General features: G+C 60.3%; 17 protein-coding genes. 13 read left to right on the top strand and 4 right to left on the bottom strand.

Going from position 1 to position 19,288, the window contains the following annotated elements; all coding sequences use genetic code 11:
- Nucleotides 1-39: 39 nt before the first annotated feature.
- The 3 genes from V3W39_RS26690 (at nt 40) to V3W39_RS26680 (ending at nt 3,749) form a co-directional block, all read left to right on the top strand.
- Nucleotides 40-1,428, top strand: coding sequence for a M20 family metallopeptidase (locus V3W39_RS26690; RefSeq protein ID WP_330213679.1), 1,389 nt, complete (start codon nt 40-42; stop codon nt 1,426-1,428).
- 67 nt (nt 1,429-1,495) lie between these two features.
- Nucleotides 1,496-2,785: an MFS transporter gene (locus tag V3W39_RS26685; RefSeq protein WP_294734002.1), complete on the top strand. Its 1,290-nt coding sequence runs from the start codon at nt 1,496-1,498 to the stop codon at nt 2,783-2,785.
- A gap of 46 nt (nt 2,786-2,831) precedes the next feature.
- Nucleotides 2,832-3,749 carry a LysR family transcriptional regulator gene (locus tag V3W39_RS26680; protein WP_259198354.1) on the top strand — a complete coding sequence of 306 codons (918 nt, stop codon included), beginning with the start codon at nt 2,832-2,834 and terminating at the stop codon, nt 3,747-3,749.
- On the opposite strand, the gene V3W39_RS26675 is transcribed toward V3W39_RS26680, so the two are convergent.
- A complete protein-coding gene (locus V3W39_RS26675) occupies nt 3,724-3,975 on the bottom strand; it encodes a hypothetical protein (RefSeq protein ID WP_003217960.1) in 252 nt (83 codons plus the stop codon). The genes V3W39_RS26680 and V3W39_RS26675 overlap by 26 nt on opposite strands.
- Nucleotides 3,976-4,139: 164 nt before the next feature.
- On the opposite strand from V3W39_RS26675, the gene V3W39_RS26670 reads away from it, so the two are divergent.
- The gene (locus V3W39_RS26670; RefSeq protein ID WP_010172915.1) at nt 4,140-4,460 is read left to right on the top strand and encodes a DUF883 family protein; all 321 of its coding nucleotides are present in this window, start codon (nt 4,140-4,142) and stop codon (nt 4,458-4,460) included.
- Between the two features lie 40 nt (nt 4,461-4,500).
- On the opposite strand, the gene V3W39_RS26665 is transcribed toward V3W39_RS26670, so the two are convergent.
- Complete coding sequence (locus V3W39_RS26665) at nt 4,501-5,538, bottom strand: Ldh family oxidoreductase (protein WP_177079601.1); 1,038 nt, start codon at nt 5,536-5,538, stop codon at nt 4,501-4,503.
- Nucleotides 5,539-5,710: 172 nt separating this feature from the next.
- Between V3W39_RS26665 and V3W39_RS26660 the strand changes: the two genes are divergently transcribed.
- Nucleotides 5,711-10,801 carry a hypothetical protein gene (locus V3W39_RS26660; RefSeq protein WP_330213678.1) on the top strand — a complete coding sequence of 1,697 codons (5,091 nt, stop codon included), beginning with the start codon at nt 5,711-5,713 and terminating at the stop codon, nt 10,799-10,801.
- A gap of 58 nt (nt 10,802-10,859) precedes the next feature.
- Here V3W39_RS26660 and V3W39_RS26655 read toward each other — a convergent pair whose 3' ends face one another.
- On the bottom strand, nt 10,860-11,129 hold the full coding sequence (locus tag V3W39_RS26655; RefSeq protein WP_010172920.1) for a PepSY domain-containing protein: 270 nt from the start codon (nt 11,127-11,129) through the stop codon (nt 10,860-10,862).
- Between the two features lie 151 nt (nt 11,130-11,280).
- Between V3W39_RS26655 and V3W39_RS26650 the strand changes: the two genes are divergently transcribed.
- The 7 genes from V3W39_RS26650 to V3W39_RS26620 all read left to right on the top strand — a co-directional run bounded on the left by V3W39_RS26650 (nt 11,281) and on the right by V3W39_RS26620 (nt 17,281).
- Nucleotides 11,281-12,276: a FecR family protein gene (locus tag V3W39_RS26650; RefSeq protein WP_330213677.1), complete on the top strand. Its 996-nt coding sequence runs from the start codon at nt 11,281-11,283 to the stop codon at nt 12,274-12,276.
- A gap of 320 nt (nt 12,277-12,596) precedes the next feature.
- Nucleotides 12,597-13,043 (top strand): hypothetical protein, encoded by a 447-nt coding sequence (locus tag V3W39_RS26645; protein WP_177047747.1) that lies wholly within the window; start codon nt 12,597-12,599, stop codon nt 13,041-13,043.
- Between the two features lies 1 nt (nt 13,044).
- Entirely contained in the window at nt 13,045-13,602 is a 558-nt protein-coding gene (locus V3W39_RS26640; protein WP_177115903.1) for an adhesin, read from the top strand.
- A gap of 79 nt (nt 13,603-13,681) precedes the next feature.
- On the top strand, nt 13,682-14,392 hold the full coding sequence (locus V3W39_RS26635) for a hypothetical protein (protein WP_177047836.1): 711 nt from the start codon (nt 13,682-13,684) through the stop codon (nt 14,390-14,392).
- A 61-nt stretch (nt 14,393-14,453) separates the two neighbouring features.
- On the top strand, nt 14,454-15,134 hold the full coding sequence (locus V3W39_RS26630) for a C39 family peptidase (protein ID WP_177047744.1): 681 nt from the start codon (nt 14,454-14,456) through the stop codon (nt 15,132-15,134).
- Between the two features lie 37 nt (nt 15,135-15,171).
- Nucleotides 15,172-15,918 carry a hypothetical protein gene (locus V3W39_RS26625; protein WP_177079596.1) on the top strand — a complete coding sequence of 249 codons (747 nt, stop codon included), beginning with the start codon at nt 15,172-15,174 and terminating at the stop codon, nt 15,916-15,918.
- 49 nt (nt 15,919-15,967) lie between these two features.
- Nucleotides 15,968-17,281 (top strand): hypothetical protein, encoded by a 1,314-nt coding sequence (locus tag V3W39_RS26620; RefSeq protein ID WP_294733985.1) that lies wholly within the window; start codon nt 15,968-15,970, stop codon nt 17,279-17,281.
- 65 nt (nt 17,282-17,346) lie between these two features.
- Here the strand turns inward: V3W39_RS26620 and V3W39_RS26615 are convergent, their stop codons facing one another.
- On the bottom strand, nt 17,347-18,675 hold the full coding sequence (locus V3W39_RS26615) for a sigma-54 dependent transcriptional regulator (protein ID WP_259198334.1): 1,329 nt from the start codon (nt 18,673-18,675) through the stop codon (nt 17,347-17,349).
- A gap of 341 nt (nt 18,676-19,016) precedes the next feature.
- On the opposite strand from V3W39_RS26615, the gene V3W39_RS26610 reads away from it, so the two are divergent.
- Nucleotides 19,017-19,277: a hypothetical protein gene (locus V3W39_RS26610; RefSeq protein ID WP_177047729.1), complete on the top strand. Its 261-nt coding sequence runs from the start codon at nt 19,017-19,019 to the stop codon at nt 19,275-19,277.
- Nucleotides 19,278-19,288 lie beyond the last annotated feature (11 nt).

The raw sequence follows: 19,288 nt of genomic DNA, 5'->3' as shown, positions 1-19,288 counted from the left end.
TCTATATTGGACTGAATCTCAGCCCGCACCGGAACTGTCATGTCCAAGCAACAAGCGCTCGCGAATGTTCGCCAGTACCTGGCCGACGGCCATTTTGAAGCCGACTTACGCCGCCGGGTCGCGATTCGAAGTGAAAGCCAGAACCCCGGCCAGGCCCACGAACTGACGCGGTACCTGCAACAGGAAATACAGCCTGCGCTGGCAGGCATGGGCTTTGAGTGCCAAATGCTCGACAACCCCTCCGACGCCGGGCCTTTGCTGTTCGCATCGCGCCACGAAGGGGCCGACCTGCCGACGATATTGATGTATGGCCACGGCGATGTGGTACTCGGTTATGACGAGCAATGGCGCGAGGGGCTCAGCCCCTGGGCGCTGACCGTGGAAGGCGACCGCTGGTACGGACGCGGCACCGCCGACAATAAGGGCCAGCACAGCATCAACCTGACCGCCCTCGAACACGTCATCCAGCAGCGCGAGGGGCGCTTGGGCTTTAACGTCAAAGTGCTGTTCGAAACCGGCGAAGAATGTGGTTCTCCCGGGCTGCGCGAGGTTTGCACAATGCATAAGGAGCTGCTGCAAGCGGATGTATTTATCGCCTCGGACGGGCCGCGCCTGAACGACAGCCGCCCGACGATATTCCTGGGCTCCAGGGGTTCTGCGTTGTTTTCCCTTGAAGTCAAGGCGCGGGACAAGGGCCTGCACTCCGGCAACTGGGGCGGCGTGATGTCCAACCCCGCCGTGGTACTGAGCAACGCACTGGCCAGCCTGGTGGACAAGCACGGGCGTATTCGCTGCCGAACGCTGGTGCCGGGCGCCATACCCGAGTCGGTGCGCGAAGCCATCCGCGACCTGGGTATCGATCAGCATTCCCTGGGCCGACCTTTGGATATGCAGTGGGGCGAGCCCGGCTTGACCTTGGGTGAGCGACTTTTCGGTTGGAACACCCTCGAGATCCTGGCGTTTACCGCCGGTAACCCGTCCAAACCCGTCAACGCCATTCCGCCCCGCGCCATCGCTCATTGCCAGTTGCGCTTCGTGGTGGGTACCGACTGGCAACACCTGGAAAGCCTGCTGCGCCAGCACCTGGATGCCGAGGGCTTTGAACAGGTCAATATCGTGATAGACCGTTGCACACCTGCCAGCCGGCTGGACCCTGACAACCCATGGGTGCGATTTGCCAAGCAGTCGATTGCCGACGCCACCCACCGGCCTGTCGCCGTGTTACCGAACCTGGCGGGCACCCTGCCCAACGACATTTTCGCGGACCTGCTGGGCCTGCCCACACTGTGGATACCCCACTCCTACCCCGGCTGTTCACAACATGCTCCGGATGAACATCTGCTGGGCTCGGTAGCCCTCGAGGGGCTGCAAATCATGACCTCGCTTTTCTGGGACCTGGGTCACCTCGCGCCAACCCAACAACAATAAAAAGTCGGGGTCAGGTCGACCCTTTTTATCTGCCGCTCACCCCCTTATAAAATCAGGAGCGTCAAGCATGACAGCGTTATCGTCCCCCACCGTTTCACCCGCGCTCGCAAAGGCCACGCCCCTTTGGAAACCCGTGGGCGCCGCCTTGATCGGTAACACGCTTGAATGGTTTGACCTGTCGGTGTACGCCTATTTTGCGCTGACCATCAGCAAGGTATTTTTCCCGGCCGCAGACCCGGCGGTCTCGCTGTTTCTCGCCTTCGCCACCTTCGGGCTGTCGTTTCTGATCCGGCCGCTGGGCGCCGCCGTGCTGGGTTCCTATGCCGACCGGGAGGGCCGCAAGAAAGCGTTGACGCTGTCGATCATGCTGATGCTGATCGGCACGGCGATGATCGCGGTCATGCCCAGCTATGCCGCCATCGGGATTATCGCGCCGATTGGCATTCTGCTGGCCCGTCTGCTCCAGGGCTTCTCGGCCGGCGGTGAGTTCGGCAGTTCAACCGCCTTCATGATGGAACATGCACCGCAAAAGACCCGCAATTTTGTCGCGAGCCTGCAGTTTGCAAGCCAGGGTTTTGGCGTGGTCATCGCCTCGTTGTTCGGCTATTTCTTGACCACCAACCTGAATGATCAACAGATGTTCGACTGGGGTTGGCGCGTGCCGTTTTTCTTTGGCTTGATCCTCGCCCCGGTGGGCCTGTACATCCGCCGCACGGTGGATGAGTCGCCCGACTTCAAGGAAAGCGAACCCGGCTCGCGGCCGTTGCGGGAAGTGCTGTTCTCGCAGAAGACCTTGCTGCTGGTGGCCATGGGCGTGCTGATCGTATCGACGGCGTCCAACTTCATGATCAAGTACATGCCGTCCTATGCCGCCACCACCTTGAACATTCCCCAGTCCACAGGCTTTTTGGCCACGCTGTCAGGTGGGCTCATCCTGACCGTGGTCACGCCGGTGGTGGGGTTCATCACCGGTTACGTCAGCCGGATCAAAATCATGCTCTGGGCCTCGGCCATCTATATCGTCGCGATTTTTCCGGCATTCGTCTGGCTCAACAAAGTCGCCAGCGCAACCTCGTTGTTGCTGGTGGTGTCGATGATGGCGTTGATCAAGGCGGTCTATTTCGCACCGCTGGCATCGCTCATGGCCGATGTGTTTCCTGTGCGCACCCGGGTGACCGGCATGTCGCTGAGCTACAACCTGGCCGTGACCATTTTCGGTGGCTTTGCCCCCGTGATCGCAACCGGGCTGATCGCGCTGACCGGCTCGCAACTGGCGCCGAGCTTTTACCTGATTGCGGCAGCCGCGCTGAGTATCAGTGCGCTGTGGGTGGCCAAGAGAAAATTGCAGCTGGTGTAGGGGCGTTATACATTCGGGGCATATTCGGCCACGCACTATGAACCTGATGAATATCGCTAACGTCGATCTGAACCTGCTGAAAACCTTCGAAGCCTTGCACGACGAGTCCAGCGCCAGCCGCGCCGCCCTGCGCCTTGGGGTCACGCAGTCGGCCATCAGTGCCGCACTGCGCCGCTTGCGCGATGTGTATGGCGATCAATTGTTCGTGCGCACCGGTCGGGGACTGGCGCCGACCTTGCGGGCCAACCAGTTGAAGCCGGTGATCAGCGAGGCGCTGGATCGCTGCCGCCAAAGCCTGGCGATGGTCGACCCCCAGGGCAGCCACTATCAGGGCCGTTCGGTGGTGCTGGGGTTGTCGGATGATTTCGAGATTGCCTACGGCCGCCAGCTGATCGATGAGATCGCCCGACGCGCGCCGAAGCTGCGGCTGATTTTCCGCCAGACCCACAGCCAGATCGTCGCTGGTGCCCTGCTCGACCGCAGCCTGGACCTGGCGATCACTGCCGGCGGTTTTGCCGAGCGCCGGCTGAGCCGCCAGGTACTCGGGGAAGGGCATTATGCGTGCCTGGTGGACCCCGCCAGCCTGGCGCCGGGGCAGCAGGCCATCGACCTCGACGAGTTCGTGAGGCGTGAGCATGTATTGGTGTCGTCAGGCGGGTTTATCGGGATTACCGACGAGGGCCTGGCCGCCCAGGGCCTGAGCCGGCACATAGGGGCTTCAACCACGCATTTTGCGGCATTGCCGTTTCTGCTCAAGGGCAGCGAGGCGGTGGCGACCATTCCCGGTCACGCTGCCCAGGCCATCGCCCGGATGACCGGGCTGAACGTGCTGCCCTGCCCGCTGGCGTTGCCGCGTTACCCGGTAGAACTGGGCTGGCGCACCCAGGCGCAACTCGATCCGTTGCTACTCAAGGTGCGTGAGGCGATAGAGGCTTGTTTTACTTCGCCGCCATCAGGCGATTGACTTCACTGCGCACCATGTTGGAAAACTCCGGCGGCGACATGCCGTCGAGTTCCGCGCGTACCCATTCGGCCCATTTGCCCTTGCGCTTGGCACGTTCGCCAAACAGGCGGGCGGCCTCGCCCTTGGCCTTGCCCAGGTTGCTTTGCCACAGGTCGTAGAGACGGGACTTTTCATCTTCCAGCGCGGCGCGCTCGGCGAGGGGCTTGTTGGCCAGATTGAAGCTCATGTTGAATTACCTGCTGCACAAATAGGTGACATCTTACACTGTAGGTCGAAATTTCCGGGTCTGGATTTAACCCAAACTGACGTCAGGGGAAAAAAGCTGCAACTTTTGCCCGCGTCAAACACTCCATTGTTCATTGCCACATCCACCTGCAAGGAGTTAACCCAATGGCCCGCAAATCTGCCGCCCAAGCCGTCGAAGAGCAAATCAAGGATCAAGCCTTCAGTGAACTGACCGCACTGATCGAAGAATCGGACAAGCTGCTCAAAAGCAGCGCGTCACTGGTGGGAGAAGAAGGTGAAACCCTGCGTGAACAGGTCGCCATCAAGCTGAAGCAGGCGCTGGACTCGGTGTCCAACGTGCGCGAGCGCAGCAAGCCGGTGGTGGACGCCACTGAGACTTACATCGGTGGCCATCCGTGGCAGACCGTGGCGATTTCCGCCGGGTTTGGCCTGGTGGTCGGCCTGTTGCTGGGCCGCCGCAACTGACCTGACAAAATGCCTGCGCCCTCCCCGGGCGCAGCGCACTTCATAGCTGTGCCAGCACCCGCAACCGCTTCAATTCCTGGCTATCAAGCTCGATCCCGTCGACCAAGGCCTTCGCCCGTGTGCGATGGCGTCGATCCCCCGGCAAACGCCGTAAACCTGCCGCATGCATCTGTCGCACCAGTTCCTGGCTGCGCTCGGCGAAGCTCTGCCCGGCGGTTTTGCTCGGGTCGATCACGATCAGCAATTGGCCGGTCCACGGGGTGCGGGCACCCGGGTGATCGGACCAGTTGAACTCAAAGGAGAAATTGCCGCCTGTGAGGGCCGCTGCCAGCAACTCCACCATCATCGACAAGGCCGAGCCCTTGTGCCCGCCAAACGGCAGCAGTGCACCGCCTTCGAGGATCGCCTTGGGGTCCTGGGTGGGCTGGCCGAGGCCGTCCACGCCCATGCCCGGCGGCAGGCGTTCGCCCTTGCGCGCGGCAATCTGTACGTCACCGTGGGCGATGGCGCTGGTAGCCAGGTCAAATACGATCGGCAAACCATCGGCGCGAGGCGCGGCAAAGGCAATCGGGTTGGTGCCGAACAGTGGCCGGTCGGCGCCGTGGGGCACCACGCAGGTCATGCTGTTGACCACGCTCAAGGCCACCAGGCCTTCTTCGGCGAAGGGCTCGACATCCGGCCAGAGCGCCGCAAAGTGATGGGAATTGTGAATCGCCAGCAAGGCAATCCCGGCGCTGCGGGCCTTCTCCACCAACAACGGGCGGGCGGCTTGCAGTGCAGGCTGGGCGAAGCCATTGGCGGCATCGACACGAATGAAACCGCTGGCCACATCCTCGACCACCGGTACGGCCTTGCCATTGACCCAGCCACTGGCCAGGGTCGACACATAACCGGGAATGCGAAACACGCCGTGGCTGTGGGCACCATCGCGCTCGGCACTGGCGCAGTTCTCGGCGAGTACCTGGGCCACGTCGGCCGATGTGCCGTGACGCACGAAGACCTGGCGCAGCAGGTCGGTCAATTGGGCATAACTGAGTCGCTCTGATGAAGACTCGACATCCAAAGGCGATGCAGACATCTGAAGCTCCCGTTTAATTATTGGAAAGGGCAACAGCGTACAAAGAATCGGTCCGACGATTAGACAGGGTTTGCCCCATGGCTGTCGACAGGGAACGCCAGACATATCTAGCGCCCTGGGGCGATTGCGGGTGGGTAGGGTCAACACCTCAATTTGCCCAAGGACCCGGAGCATGAGCCAGACTCCCCTACCCTATTTTTTCCCTGAAGCGCTGCGTGATGGCTGGAACGTTTCGGATCGTGAACGGCAGCTGGGCCTCGACCGCAAGGACCATGAATTTCTCGGCAAGGTGTTTTTCGCCACCGACACTGCGCGCCGCCAGCAATCGCCGCCAATGATTGCCCAGCGCATCTGGCTCGATAAACACCGCCCCGACGCGGTCGAGCTGGCGGGCAGCTTTATCTTGAGCTCGACCACTGCTTACCCCCACGCGTTCCTCTACACGCCCTACGGTGGCCTGGAAAAGTTCGATAACCGCACGCAAATATTGGCCGCATTGAGCGAGCGTATGAAAGTCCCGGATCAAGCGGCGCAGCTGCTGTGTTTCCTGCCCCTGCAAACACAGGACGCGCAGGTACCAGACAGCACGCGAGTACTGACCGCCGAAGCCATACTTGAGGGGGTTTTTGAAGAGCAGGAAGTGACCCTCAGCGGTTATCAGGACAAAAATCGCCAGGCGATGCTGACTGAGTTGAAACAGCTACCGGTGCTGAATAGCTTGCTGTCGCAACTGCTGGCCATGGTCTGTCGCCCGCTGTTCCCCGAACTTGACCCCAGCGCCGCGCGTGTCAGCTTTTTCGCCCGCCAACCACTGCAGAACCGCACACCTCACTGGCTTGACTCCCTGCAGATCACGGATGCCGTACTGTTGTTTTACCGCGAGCAAGCGTGGCCGCCCGGGCAAACCCGGGAGTTTCTCCATCCCAGGCGCACACCCGATCCCAAGGATGCGCAACGCTGGGAAACCGCGATCCGCCAGGCCGCCGGGCAACTGACACCGTTCCTGCAAAGCGCCCTGGAGGCGTTCTGGAACAGCGAGCTATCACCGGGTCTTTCCCGTCGGGCCTTTTTCGCCCGCGCGATGGCGGCAAATGCACGGCTGGACCTGCTGCTCAAACGCCAAAACTCGATCATCAGTGCCGCGCAAAACCAGGCGCTGGCCGCGCTGTACCAAACCGAAAACGTCGCCGATACGCTGCGCTTCGAAAAGGTGCAGATCTGGGAGCACCCGTCCAACACCGTCTCACTGGCCAGCACCTTGATGATCGGTAACACCCAGACATTTTTCTACACCCCGGGCCTGGGCCTGCAAGTACTTGGAAACTACGATGACTTGATGAACGCCCTCCAGTCGATGGCCAAGGCGCCGGGTTATGACGAAGGCCTCTACAACCTGATGTCCCTGCAAGAGCGGGCGCTGTTTGCCGGCTTCCAGGCGCCGCAGTTTTCCGGCGTGCGCCTGCAAGGCAACCTGTTTGAGCAGTTGTTCGAAGAGATCGTCGTCAAGCAACAGCAGAACCTCGGCTATGCCCTGGACCTGTACCGGCGCACGCGAGCCGCCATAGAGCCCTCGGCCCTGGTGGATTATGCGCTGGACGTGCGCTACATGATTGACAGCCAACTGCCGGGCCTGGATACCGCGGGCCGTTGGACCGCGCACTCGGTGCTCGCCGACCCCACACGTCCGGTATCGCTCACCGCAGAGCGCGCCACGCTGCTGCAAAAGCAGATGGACAGCATCGAGGAGTCACTGGCCGTGCAGGTCCGCGCCCAACCGACCCTGGCGGGCAGCATCCGTCAGGTACTGGCAGCGCAGTTCAACCTTCACCTGCTGAGCGACCTGGACGCCGATGCGATCTACGTCAACCGATACGCCGGTACCGCAGGTGCAACACAAGCGGCACCGCCCCTGGAAAGTCAAAGCCTGTCCAGTTACCTCGTCGGGCGCTTGACCCGAGGCCTCGGACCAATCCCCCAAACCTCCGACTACGGTTTGTATCACCCAGCGAAAAAGAGCCTGGCGAAAAAAACCACCCGCCTGGACATTACGCGGGCCAACACCATGCTGGACGCGGCGCTGGTTCAATTGCGCAGCCACGACATTGCCAGCCTGCCCCGTGTGTATCTGGAAAACCTCAAGGCTTCCATGGCCCATGCCATGTCAGTGGCCATCCAGGGAGAAGCCCGGTTGCGGCGTCTCAACAACAGCCTGGACGCCCGTGACCAGGCACTGGTCAACACGGTGTTTGATCATCAATACCCGGATCGGCGCCGGCGCCAGGGGCTGGATGGTTTCGTTCCGGACGCCTATGCCCTGACCGTCGAGCCGTCGGGCCAGGCGCAACGGGTGCCACTGGCCCATTGCCTGATACTCACCGAACGCGGTGGCCTGGACCCGTCCCATTCCGGCAGGGCGCTGATGTGGACACCGGCACGAAGCCTGGAAAGTTTCGCCAACATCGCCCAATTGCGCGCAGAGCTTGAACGCCGGCTCGCCGATCCCGAGCGGCGCGGCTCGCTCCTGGACAACCTCGACCCGCGCCAACGCAAGCCGCACCTGCACTACGCCCTGGGCAGCTTCATGCTGATCAACGGCGATGTGGCGCAACATCGCCAGCAGTCCTGGATAGACCACTACATCGCGCGACGCGCCCACTGCCTGAAGCTCAACTTATCCGGTAGCGCACTGTTGAACCGTTTCGCAGTGCTGGAACAGGCCTTGCCCGTCACCGGCCTGCGACACACCGCACAGATCGCTCAAACCCTGATGGCGCAACAGTCCTTGCCCGCCTGGCTGGGCATGGCGCCGGTCATGGAGCAGCAACGCCATATGGAAATCCTTGAGCAATACCGCCATAACCTCAAGGATGACACCGACTACCTGCACGACTTTTCATCACTGTCCCAGTATGTACACGACAAGCTCAGCACCTTGTTGATGGACTACGCCGTGTCCCCGACAAACGTCTACATCAAGCCCCGGCTAGTCCTCGCCGGACAACCGCAGAACCTGGTGGATTACGCCCTCAATCACATCACGCAGCAAGCCGCTACCTTCGACGTCGACTCCACCGTCACCGGCCTGACGCCCACAGTCATACGCCAGCTATTGGCACGCCTGACACTCAAGCAGGACAAACAGGCCTATCTGGCCGAGAAACTCACCCCGGGCAAACCCGGTGCCGCGGCTCGCGAGCAACGGTTTATCCGGCAGTTGCCCTGGCAACTGCTGCAGCACGCCCACGCGTTGATGCTGCAAGAGCGCCTGTCACCCGCAGGTTTGAGCCTGATTCAGCAGATCGTCGACATGCCCGACGCCATCGCCCGCGCCGCCGTCGAAGGCGCCACCGCGATCATCCGCCCGCTGGAGTTGATCGCTACGGTGGGCGCCCGCGCTATCAAGGCCCTTGGGGCCTACGTGATCAGCGCAACCGAAAAACAGCCACTGGTGCTGTACACGCCGTATTGCCCGCAGTTGACGTTCCAGGAGTTTGAAAACCCGGCCAGCCTGCTGCATCGCCTCAACCTCCCCGGTCAGTTGCAGGACTGGGTCATCGGCCTGCTGCCCACCCCCGAACAGGCCACCTACAAAAACCTCTGGGCCAGTACAGCAGGCAGTGTGTCCGAATTCTCCCTGGCTACCACGCCGATCCAGGGCCATGCGCTCAAACACCTGTACCGGGACAACATCGCCCTGATGTCGCACATGCTTGAACAGCAGAACCAGCCTGACGGCCAGTCCGGCTGGGACACCATCAAGGCGCTGTTTACCGGCGGCCTGCAGCAGGCACTCGAGTTGTTGCCCGGCAAACTGATGCTGCCGATAGTGGTCTGGCAAAGCTACCGCCTGTTCAAGGCTTCCGCCGAAGCCTTGCAGCAACACCAATGGCGCCTGGCACTGCAGACGTTTATCGATGGCGTCGGACAAATGGCCACGTTGCGCGATCTGATGCACACGCCGGCGGTTACAAACAACGCTGAACCACCCTCAGAGATGACGAAAAAAAGCCGCACATGGCAGGATATCGACCTGACTGCCCAGGCACGCACCCGGCTGCAAGCCTACGAGGCCCACGAGCCAAGCCTGGAATCACCGAGTGCCACCACCGGAGTTTTCACCACAAAAACCAACCGTCATTACCTTCCCTATGAGGGCAAGGTCTATCACGCCGAAAAGAGCGGCAGCGACTGGCGGCTGTTCAATGCGCAGTCCAAAGGGCCTCACATGCGCCGAGACACCGAGCGCAAATGGCACCTGGATACGCGCCCGCTGATACGCCGGCACGGCCCCGGATTCAGCCGAACGCTCGAACGACGGGCCGTCAGGCTCGTGGCGCGTGATGTCATGAACATCGAAGCGCGGGGCATGGACGCTATTCGCCGCGTTTCGCCGCGCAGGGCCCAGGCGATTGTCGACGCGTTGGACCTTGCGACGTTTTACCTGCACAACTGCCAGCAGAATCTCCAGTTGCTGGCCCCCCAATACCCGCGGGTCACCCGCATCCATCGCTTCGTCAACCGCTTCTTTGGCATCCCGGCAGATCCCGACACCGGGCCGGGGGAATTCCCTCAAGCGCTGGTTAAAAAGCTCCAGGCCACCGTCGATGCCATCCTCGAAGAGGTGCTGGACCCGTCGCTCTACTCACTCAATTCCAAACGGTTCATTGCCGGCGCGCATATCGCAGAACCCGAACGGCACTGGGCCTTTACCATCGACGATGACCCGGATCGCTGCATCTACCTCTCCGAGAATTTCTTCACTACGCCCATGTCACTCTTCGAGGGCCAGTTGACCGGCTACTTCGACAGGGAAATGCACGCCCGCGCCACCACGCTGATCCACGAGTTGACCCACATTGTCTGCAACACCGTCGACGCGGCGTACCTCAATACGGTCTTGCCTTTTTCCGACCTGATCGAAGTCCTGACCCAGGATGGGCGCGAACTTCGCGACTGGATAAAAGACATACAGGAAAATGCCTACTCGGTGAGTACGCCCTTCAGGCAGTTGTTCAAATCAATGGATGCTACGGGTGTGTTTGGGGATGACTTGGGAACCGATCCCGACAACGATTACATCAAGGAGCAGATTCTGCAGACCACCGGTGGCGTGGACTTGAGTGATGCGAGAGGGATTTTCAAAACCAACCTGACCCGGCGATTCGATACCCAGGTGGATAACGCCGACTCATTGACCCTGCTGATTACCACCCTGGGACGTCAACTGGACCCAATACCGGCCATAGGGCATCAAACGCCGTGAAGAGCATGCCTGCGCAGGCCCGGCCGGGTCTGCGCAGGTTCAATCAAATCAGCGCCTATCAGTCTTTCTGGTCGCGCAACACGTTGCCTGAAGCGCCGTCGATGCGGAACTCATAGACGATGCCATCGGACTTGCGCCCTTCCCCTTCCCAGTAGCCATCGTTGTCGGCTTCGATCTTGTAGATCTCGATATAACCGGCCTTGGTCTTGGCCGTCTCGATGGCTTTTTCGATAGTGATCCATCCCGCGCCCGGCTTGTCGGCCAAGGCGGCCCCGGCGCTGAGCAAGGCTGACGTTGCAACGAGGGCGGCTAAGGTTTTCTTAAGCATTTTCGTACTCCATTGAGGGAAAGAATGTGACCTGTCCTGATTTTTAGGGCCTTGCAGACGAGAATTAGTTCCAATTGATGTTCATTAGCCATGATGGCTGTTCTCCCACTCCTGCTGTGGAGGTTAGAATGTGGGAAATCAGGATGAGTTAATGACAGATAAGTCCCTTTCAGAAGCCGAATACGACGCCATCACCGATGCCGCTGCGCACTGGTGCATGCGCATGCATGCGGGTGACTGCACGACGGCCGAGCGCCAGGCTTTCGAGCAGTGGCACGATGCGCATCCACTGCATGCCTTCGAATACGCCGCCATGCTGGAAATCTGGGACGTGGCCGATCACCTGCCACGCAGCGCTCCGGCGCCTGTCGTGGCGCCATTGAAATCTCGTCGCCGTTTAAACCACTACGCAGTGGCGGCGGCGGTCTGCCTGGTGGCGTTGCCACTGGCAGCCTTCACCGGCTGGGAAGCCGGTTGGCTGCCCAGTTCGTACAAGCATTACGAAGCCGAAAATACCCTGCGCCAGGTCACCCTCGACGATGGCAGCCAGGTGGAACTGAATCTGGGCACCGAGCTGGTCTACAGCAATTACAAGGACCAGCGCCGGGTCACCTTGAAAAAGGGCGAAGCGTTTTTCAAGGTCAGCCATGACGCGCAACACCCGTTTGTAGTGCGCGCCGGCGACGGGCAGGTTCGGGTGACCGGTACCCAGTTCAACGTCTGGAAATATGAAGACCATGTGCGGGTGATGCTGCTGGAAGGCTCGGTAATGGTCACCAGTGACGATATCCACAGCGGGCTGCGCATGTCTCCCGGCATGCAGGCCAGCTATACCCATGGCGACGCCAGTCCTCAACTGCAACCCATTGCCCCCGGCGACACGGCCCTGGCCTGGCGTGACGGCAAGTTGATCCTCGACAACCTGGCCCTGGCCGATGCGCTGCCGCTGATCAATCGCTACCTGAGCAAACCGGTGATGCTCGCCGACGCCGGCACTGGTGCGATTCGCATCGGTGGCATTTACAACATCAATGAAGTGACCAACCTCGTGCCCTCCCTGCCCAAGGTCCTGCCGGTCTACCTGACCCAGAACCAGGACGGCAACCCCGTACTCAACTCCATTCCGCGTAAAACCCCGAAAGGCTAAGCCCGCAGGGAAGGCCTGCGCCCTTTTTCAAGGGTGCCCGCTGCCTGGAACCGTCCACTTTTGAAACACTTGCCCCGGCTGAGTTGACAGCCGGCTGCGGACTGCCGGGTTTGTGGCGCGCAGTGTTTCATCCCTGAGACACCTGCCGAGCTGGCTGGGCGCGGGCCTGGTGTCTCACTTCTGGAACACATCCCGCCGGCATTTCTTATCTCGCACTCATAACGCTTTGAATCTCTTCACAAAATCAAAAGCGGCACAGCTCCTGCTCTCTTCCTGACAACGCTGTTTAGGGTCAGCGCCAAAGAATAAGGAATGCCGTCGTGAAGACACTTAATCCAGGCTCATTGAGCCTCCTGCTGATCAGCTGTGTACTGAGTACCAGCGTGAGCCTTCCAGTGCTCGCGGCAGGCGACGGCGTGATCGTGATCCAACGCACTGTTCAGGGCCATATGGCCGGCCGCTCCGCCGGCGTCGACCCCAACCCCGTCACCGTCAATGCCAACGCGGCGCCACAGATTCTGCGGGCCACCAGCGAGCTGAGCGATAACGACTACGCCAACATCAGCAGCGGTTCCAGCATCACTCGCGCCATCCTGCCTGGCGGCAACCTTCCCGGCTTGACCAACAACGGCGGTGGCGTGGGCCTCGGTGGCGGCCCAGCGGCCGGCCATGGTGGCGGCTCCAGCCTCTCCGGCCAGATCAACGGCTCAATCTCCCGCGGCATGGCACCCCTGAACAACATCGGCAGCCTGATGGGAGGCCAATGAGATGAAATATTCCTGGTTATTCCTCGCGATCCTGAGCAGTACATCGGCCATGGCCGACAACAGCGCAGTGATCGACAACTCCGGCAAACAATACAACGGCATCGTCTCGATCAACCAAGCGGCCGGGGATCAACAACAGCAAACCAACAACCGGGTGATTTCAACGGGCGGCAATGCCCAGTCCGGGATCTCGATCACTCAGACCATCGGCGGCGCACCTGCCGACCGCTCGCAGAACGCCAAGGTGACGATCCAGGGCAACTCTTTCAGCAATGGCAGCGGTGTACTGGGCATCAACCAGTCGGCCGGGGCCAATAACCAGATGATCAATGCCGTGCGGATCAGCGTGAATGCTGGCCCGCAGAGCATCGACGACGGCGTCATGTCGCAACAGAACGTGGCGCTGTCACCAAACTCAGGGTTCACCTCTACCACTGGCAGCCGCCAGGTCGTCACAAGCGACCAGGCCTTCACCGGCAGCCGTGGAGTGGTACAGGTGAATCAGAGTGCCGGGGTGGGGAACCGCATGGCTAACGCCCTGAATGTGAACATCCAATGACTCATTGGAGCTTGAAGCTGGACCGTACCAACACTTAACCAACTAATTAGAAGCAAGGAGATACACCATGAAACCTACAATGGCTCTTAAACCACTGGTTTTCGCTCTGACTGCTCTCATGGCTGTTGCTGCAAACGCTGGCGGCCATGGCGGTGGCGGTCATCCTCAACCTGCCCCTGAAGCGACAGTTGCAGCGGTGTCTGATGCTCAGTCGAGCCACGGCAACGGCGTGCTCAACCTCGGCACTCAAAACAACGCTTCGGCCAACAACTCGTTGAATGGCAGCAGCGGCAACGCCCAGGCCAACATCGCCTCGGGTGACGGCAACCAACAAGACAACCAGACCGCCATTGCCGCCGGCGATGCGGACGCTGTGTTCGCCCTGGGCACCATTACCCAGGACAACCGCAACAACATCTCCGTACAAGTGGCTACCCACAACAACGCGTCGCTCAACAACTCGGGTAACGGCAGCTCCGGTAACCTGGGTGTGAACGCTACCGCCGGCAACTTCAACCAACAGAAAAACCAACTGGCGATCGCCAGTGCCAGCGGCGCTGCTGCAGCGGCTTCCAGCAACACCACCCAAACCAGCGTAGACAATGCCTACCTGAACACCGTGGCGGTGCAATCCGGTCACCACAGCACCACTTATCTGCCTGTCGTGAACAACGCCAGCGCAAATAACTCCCTTAATGGTTCGTCCGGCAACCTGGGCGCAAACATTTCGGCTGGCGTGGGCAATCAGCAAGGCAACACCACTGTGATCTCCTCTGGCGTGCGCTTCTGATCCAACGGGGCCTTGGCAACAAGGCCCCTTTTTATTCCAGTGTCCTCCAGGCCATTCGATCATGCGGATCATCGCCCTCACCTTCCTGTTATTGCTCACCGGCCCGACCTGGGCGGGGCAAATGGCGATTGCTGCCATGCCCGGCGGTGGCGTGATCTACAAAAAGGTCGAGAGCATCCGTGAACGCAAGTTCGCCAACCTGGTGGAACAGAAAACCGATTTCAGCTGCGGTGCAGCCTCCCTGGCCACCATCCTGCGCCAGGCCTACTGGATGGATGTGGATGAAGACCACGTCATCAAGGGCATGCTGGTCAACGCCGATCAAGACCTGGTGCGTACCCAGGGCTTTTCCATGCTGGACATGAAGCGGTACCTGGAAAGCATCGGCATGCGCGCACGGGGCTACCGGATCAATGCAGACACGCTGCTCACGGTGAAAATCCCGGTGGTGGTACTGCTGGAGATCCGCGGCTACAAGCACTTCGTGGTGATGCAGCGCGCCGACAAGGACTGGGTCTACATTGGCGACCCGGTACTGGGCCACAAGCGCTATGCCAAGGACGACTTCGTCAAAGGCTGGAATGGCATCGTCTTCGCCGTATTGGGCGAGGGCTACGACAAGACCAACACCCTGCTCGACCCGCCCACTCCGTTGACCGCGAAAGACCGGCTCAATGAGTTCAGTCCGGTCCGGGACAGTGAATTGATGGACTTCGGTTTTATCCAGAGCGACTTCTTCTAGAAGCGCAATAAGGGGCAGGAAGCTCCAGGAGCAAACGATGAACACTTACCGTTGGCTGACGGTCATGTGCCTGGCAGCCTCAATGCCCGCTTACGCGTCATCGGTGTTCAAACCGATTGAAATAAAGGACTCGGAACTGGCCGACCTGCGTGGTCGCTACGTGATGCCGGGCCGGATCATCAGTTTCGGGATTGTGATGAGCAGCACCTGGACCAACGCCGTGGGCGACAGCATCACCGGCTCGGCCAGCATGCACATCAATTCGTCGACCGTCACCCCGCAGTTTTATGTGACCACCACCAGCACCACCGGCAACGGTTCAACGCCCAACACCGGCACCGGCACGGTCGTCGGCGGCTCAGGGCTGGGCACCGGCCAGGGCGTCACCCAAAGCGTACGCGCAGCGGGCGATGGCAATACCGCGAACAACAACGTCGACATCAATGTCAGCCAGAACGGCCTGTCTCCCGCCAATATCGTGCAATCCGGGCAGGCGCTGGTCGCCGGCCAAACCATTACCGGCAACAGCGGTGCTGGCCAGGTCAGCGTTTCGGCGAAGAATGGCGGGCTGCAAATGGCGATCCTGGCGGCCAACAATCAAGGCAACGTGGTCCAGCAAATTGGCGGCGGCAACGTACTGCAAGGCACGGTTTTGCAGGGTAACAGCAACTTTGTCAGCAACATGACCCAACTCAATGTAGTGCTGGGCAACAACGGTTTGAACAATTTGGGGCAGAACCTCAACTTGAATCAGCTCAGGGCCCTACGCACTAACGGTTATTGAACTACGCTGTGCCTCGACACTTGTGCAATAGAAAGGGACGGCTTATTTCATGCATCGATCGCTATCGCTACGGGCTGTAATTTGTTTAAGCACGCTCCTGCCCGCATCCATGTTGTATGCCGCGCCGGACACCGACATCGACACATTGAAAAAGGAATTGCTGGAACTCAAGCAACGCTACGAAGTGCAGCAAAAAGCACTGGCGGTGCTGGAACAACGGGTGCGTCAGGTGGAAGAACAGCCGGCCGCCCCGCCACCGAAACGCCTGGCCAAATCCCCGGCAGACTTCCAGAAAGGCGGCACCACCGTGGCTGGCAACACGCCTGGAGTGGGCGCAGCTGCAGCCTCCGGCGGCGCTGCCGGTGGTGCGTCGTACGGGCAATCCCTCAAGGACGACTCGGCCCCGGCACAAAGCGTGAGCAACCTGTACAACGAGGCCAGTGGCTTCTTTGGCAATGGCAAGTTCAGCTTCGAAACCGGCGTCACCTATTCCCGTTACGATGCCCGCCAGTTGACCCTCAACGGCTTTTTGGCCTTGGACTCGATCTTCCTCGGCAATATCAACCTGGACCGGATCAAGTCGGACAGCTGGACCCTCGACCTCACTGGCCGCTACAACCTCGATAACCGCTGGCAGTTCGACGTGAACGTGCCCGTGGTGTACCGCGAGTCGACCTATCAATCCGGCGGCGCCAACGGCGGCAGCGGCACGGCGACCTCGGAACAATCGGTCACCCGCGACCCGACCATCGGGGACATCAACTTCGGGATTGCCTACAAGTTCCTCGACGAGAGCGTCAACCTGCCGGATGCGGTCGTGTCGGTGCGGGTCAAGGCGCCCACCGGCGAAGACCCGTTTGGCATCAAGCTGATCCAGTCGCCGAACAACACCAACCTCTACGTGCCGGAAAACCTGCCCACCGGCAATGGCGTGTGGTCGATTACACCGGGCATCTCGCTGGTCAAGACGTTTGACCCTGCGGTGCTGTTTGGCTCGCTGTCATACACCCATAACTTCGAAGATTCGTTCAGCGATATCAGCTCCCAGGTCGACCAGAAAATCCCGGGCAAAGTGCGGTTGGGCGACAGCTTCCAGATCGGCGCCGGCGTGGCATTTGCGTTGAACGAGAAGATGAGTATGTCGTTCTCGGTGTCCGACCTGGTGCAACGCAAGAGCAAGCTCAAGCCGGATGGCGGCGACTGGCAGTCGGTGGTTTCCAGCGACGCCAACGCGGGTTACTTCAACGTGGGCATGACGATTGCGGCGACCGACAACCTGACCATCGTGCCGAACCTGGCCATCGGGATCACGCCGGATGCGCCTTCGTTCAGCTTCAGCCTGAAGTTCCCGTATTATTTTTAAGGCATGACAACGGGAAAAGCCCCGCAACGATAAGGGTCGTTGCGGGGCTTTTCGGTTTACCCGCCCTAGCGGATCTGGTGTTTGTGCAGCAACCGGTAGAACGTCGGCCGGGAAACCCCCAGCACACGGGCCGCGACACTCAGGTTGTCGCTGTGCCGGTTGAGCACATCGCACAGCGCCTGACGTTCGGCGCGGTGTTTGTAATCTTCCAGTGTAGCCATCGGCAGCGCGATTGCCTGTTGGCTTTGCAAACCCAGATCAACGGCTTCGATCTGCCGCCCTTCCGCCAGCACCAGGCCCCGGCGCACGCGGTTGGCCAATTCACGTACGTTGCCCGGCCAGCCGTGCTCGCCCATGGCCACCAACGCATCTTCGCTGAAGCTGCGGGGGCGGCGCCCGGTTTCCTGGCTGTAGAAGTGCGAAAAATGGTTGGCCAGCATCGCCACATCACCATGGCGCTCGCGCAACGGCGCAGTCACCACTTGCAGGACGTTGAGCCGGTAATACAGGTCTTCCCGAAAAGTGCCCTTTTCAACCGCGGCTTCCAGGTCGACGTGGGTGGCCGCCAGTACCCGCACATCCACCGGAATCGGTTGGCTGCCCCCGACCCGCTCAATCTGTTTTTCCTGGAGAAAGCGTAACAGGTTGGCTTGCAGCTCCATGGGCAAGTCACCGATCTCATCGAGAAACAAGGTGCCGCCATGGGCCGCCTCGATCCGTCCGATCTTGCGCTGGTGGGCACCGGTAAAGGCGCCCTTCTCATGGCCAAACAGTTCCGACTGGATCAGATGCTCAGGGATCGCCCCGCAATTGATCGCCACAAAGGGCTTGGCGTGGCGTTGGGACTGGCGGTGCAAGGTGCGGGCGACCAGCTCCTTGCCGGTGCCGCTGTCGCCACGAATCAACACCGGGGACTCGGTGGGCGCCAGTTTGGCCAGCAGTTTGCGCAGTTCCCGGATGGGGCGGCTGTCGCCCAACAGTTCGTGTTCGGGCTGGCCGGCAGGCGCGTTGTTGCCTTTGCCCCGCAGGCGCGCCATACCAAAGGCGCGGCCCAGGGTGACCTGCACCCGCGACACATCAAACGGCAAGGTATGGAAATCGAAGAACCATTCGCAGACAAAATCGCCGACGTTCTGCAGGCGCAGCACTTCGTGGTTAAGCACGGCGATCCACTCGGTGCCGCTGCGGCTGATCAGTTCCTTGACCGCTTCGGGTCGCTCCAGGTGAAACGGCTGCAGGCGCAACAATCCCACGTCACAGGAGCGCTCACCCACCGCCTCCAGGGCACAGCTGTCTACGTCCCACCCCGCCGTGCGCAAACCCGGCAATAGCCGGTGGCAGTCATCACAAGGATCAACCACAAGCAGGCGACGCTGGGCAGGTGTAACAATCATGACTATTCCTTGGCGTCAAAATCGTTAAAGTTATTTAAAAACAGCTATTTGGAAAGTCTGCTGGTAACCCTAGCAAGATCTTGACGCAGCCTTTGTACCGATTCGCTATAAGTCACAGGTAAACCGCGCTTTTCGGTCACGACCCTGCGGTCAATTGCCGCGGCGTAACTTTCAAGAAGCTTTCAAAATAGCCCCTTACATGACTTTAATCAGGGAAAGTTAAAAAATCTTCTTCTAACATGTGACCCGTACCCGGTGATCGTGCATCAGTACAAGTAACCAGTCGTCAGGCACGCCCAACCAACGACTTCACTTGAATGGGCATTTAGAGAGAAGACCCCATGAACGCCCCGCTCCGCATCAACGAAGCTCTTTTGATCGCAGACCGTGCCTTCCAGCCCTTTCAATGTGTGGCCTGGCACGACGGCAACGGCGCCCTGAGCCTGAGCGTCATCGACCGCACCAATACTCGTATCGGACGCAAACAGCTGTCTTCGAGCACTTATTCGGACCCGGCACAGCTAGAGAACTTGCTGTTGCAAGCCCGCGCCGAACTCGACAAAGATGGCTATCAGTTGCAATCCTGGGCGATGCCCAAGTAACTGAAACTGGC

This window comes from Pseudomonas sp. Z18(2022) (assembly GCF_036346535.1).
Taxonomy (GTDB): domain Bacteria; phylum Pseudomonadota; class Gammaproteobacteria; order Pseudomonadales; family Pseudomonadaceae; genus Aquipseudomonas; species Aquipseudomonas yamanorum_A.
The sequence above is the reverse complement of the archived record's forward strand: the minus strand, read 5'-3'. Positions and strand labels throughout refer to the sequence as shown.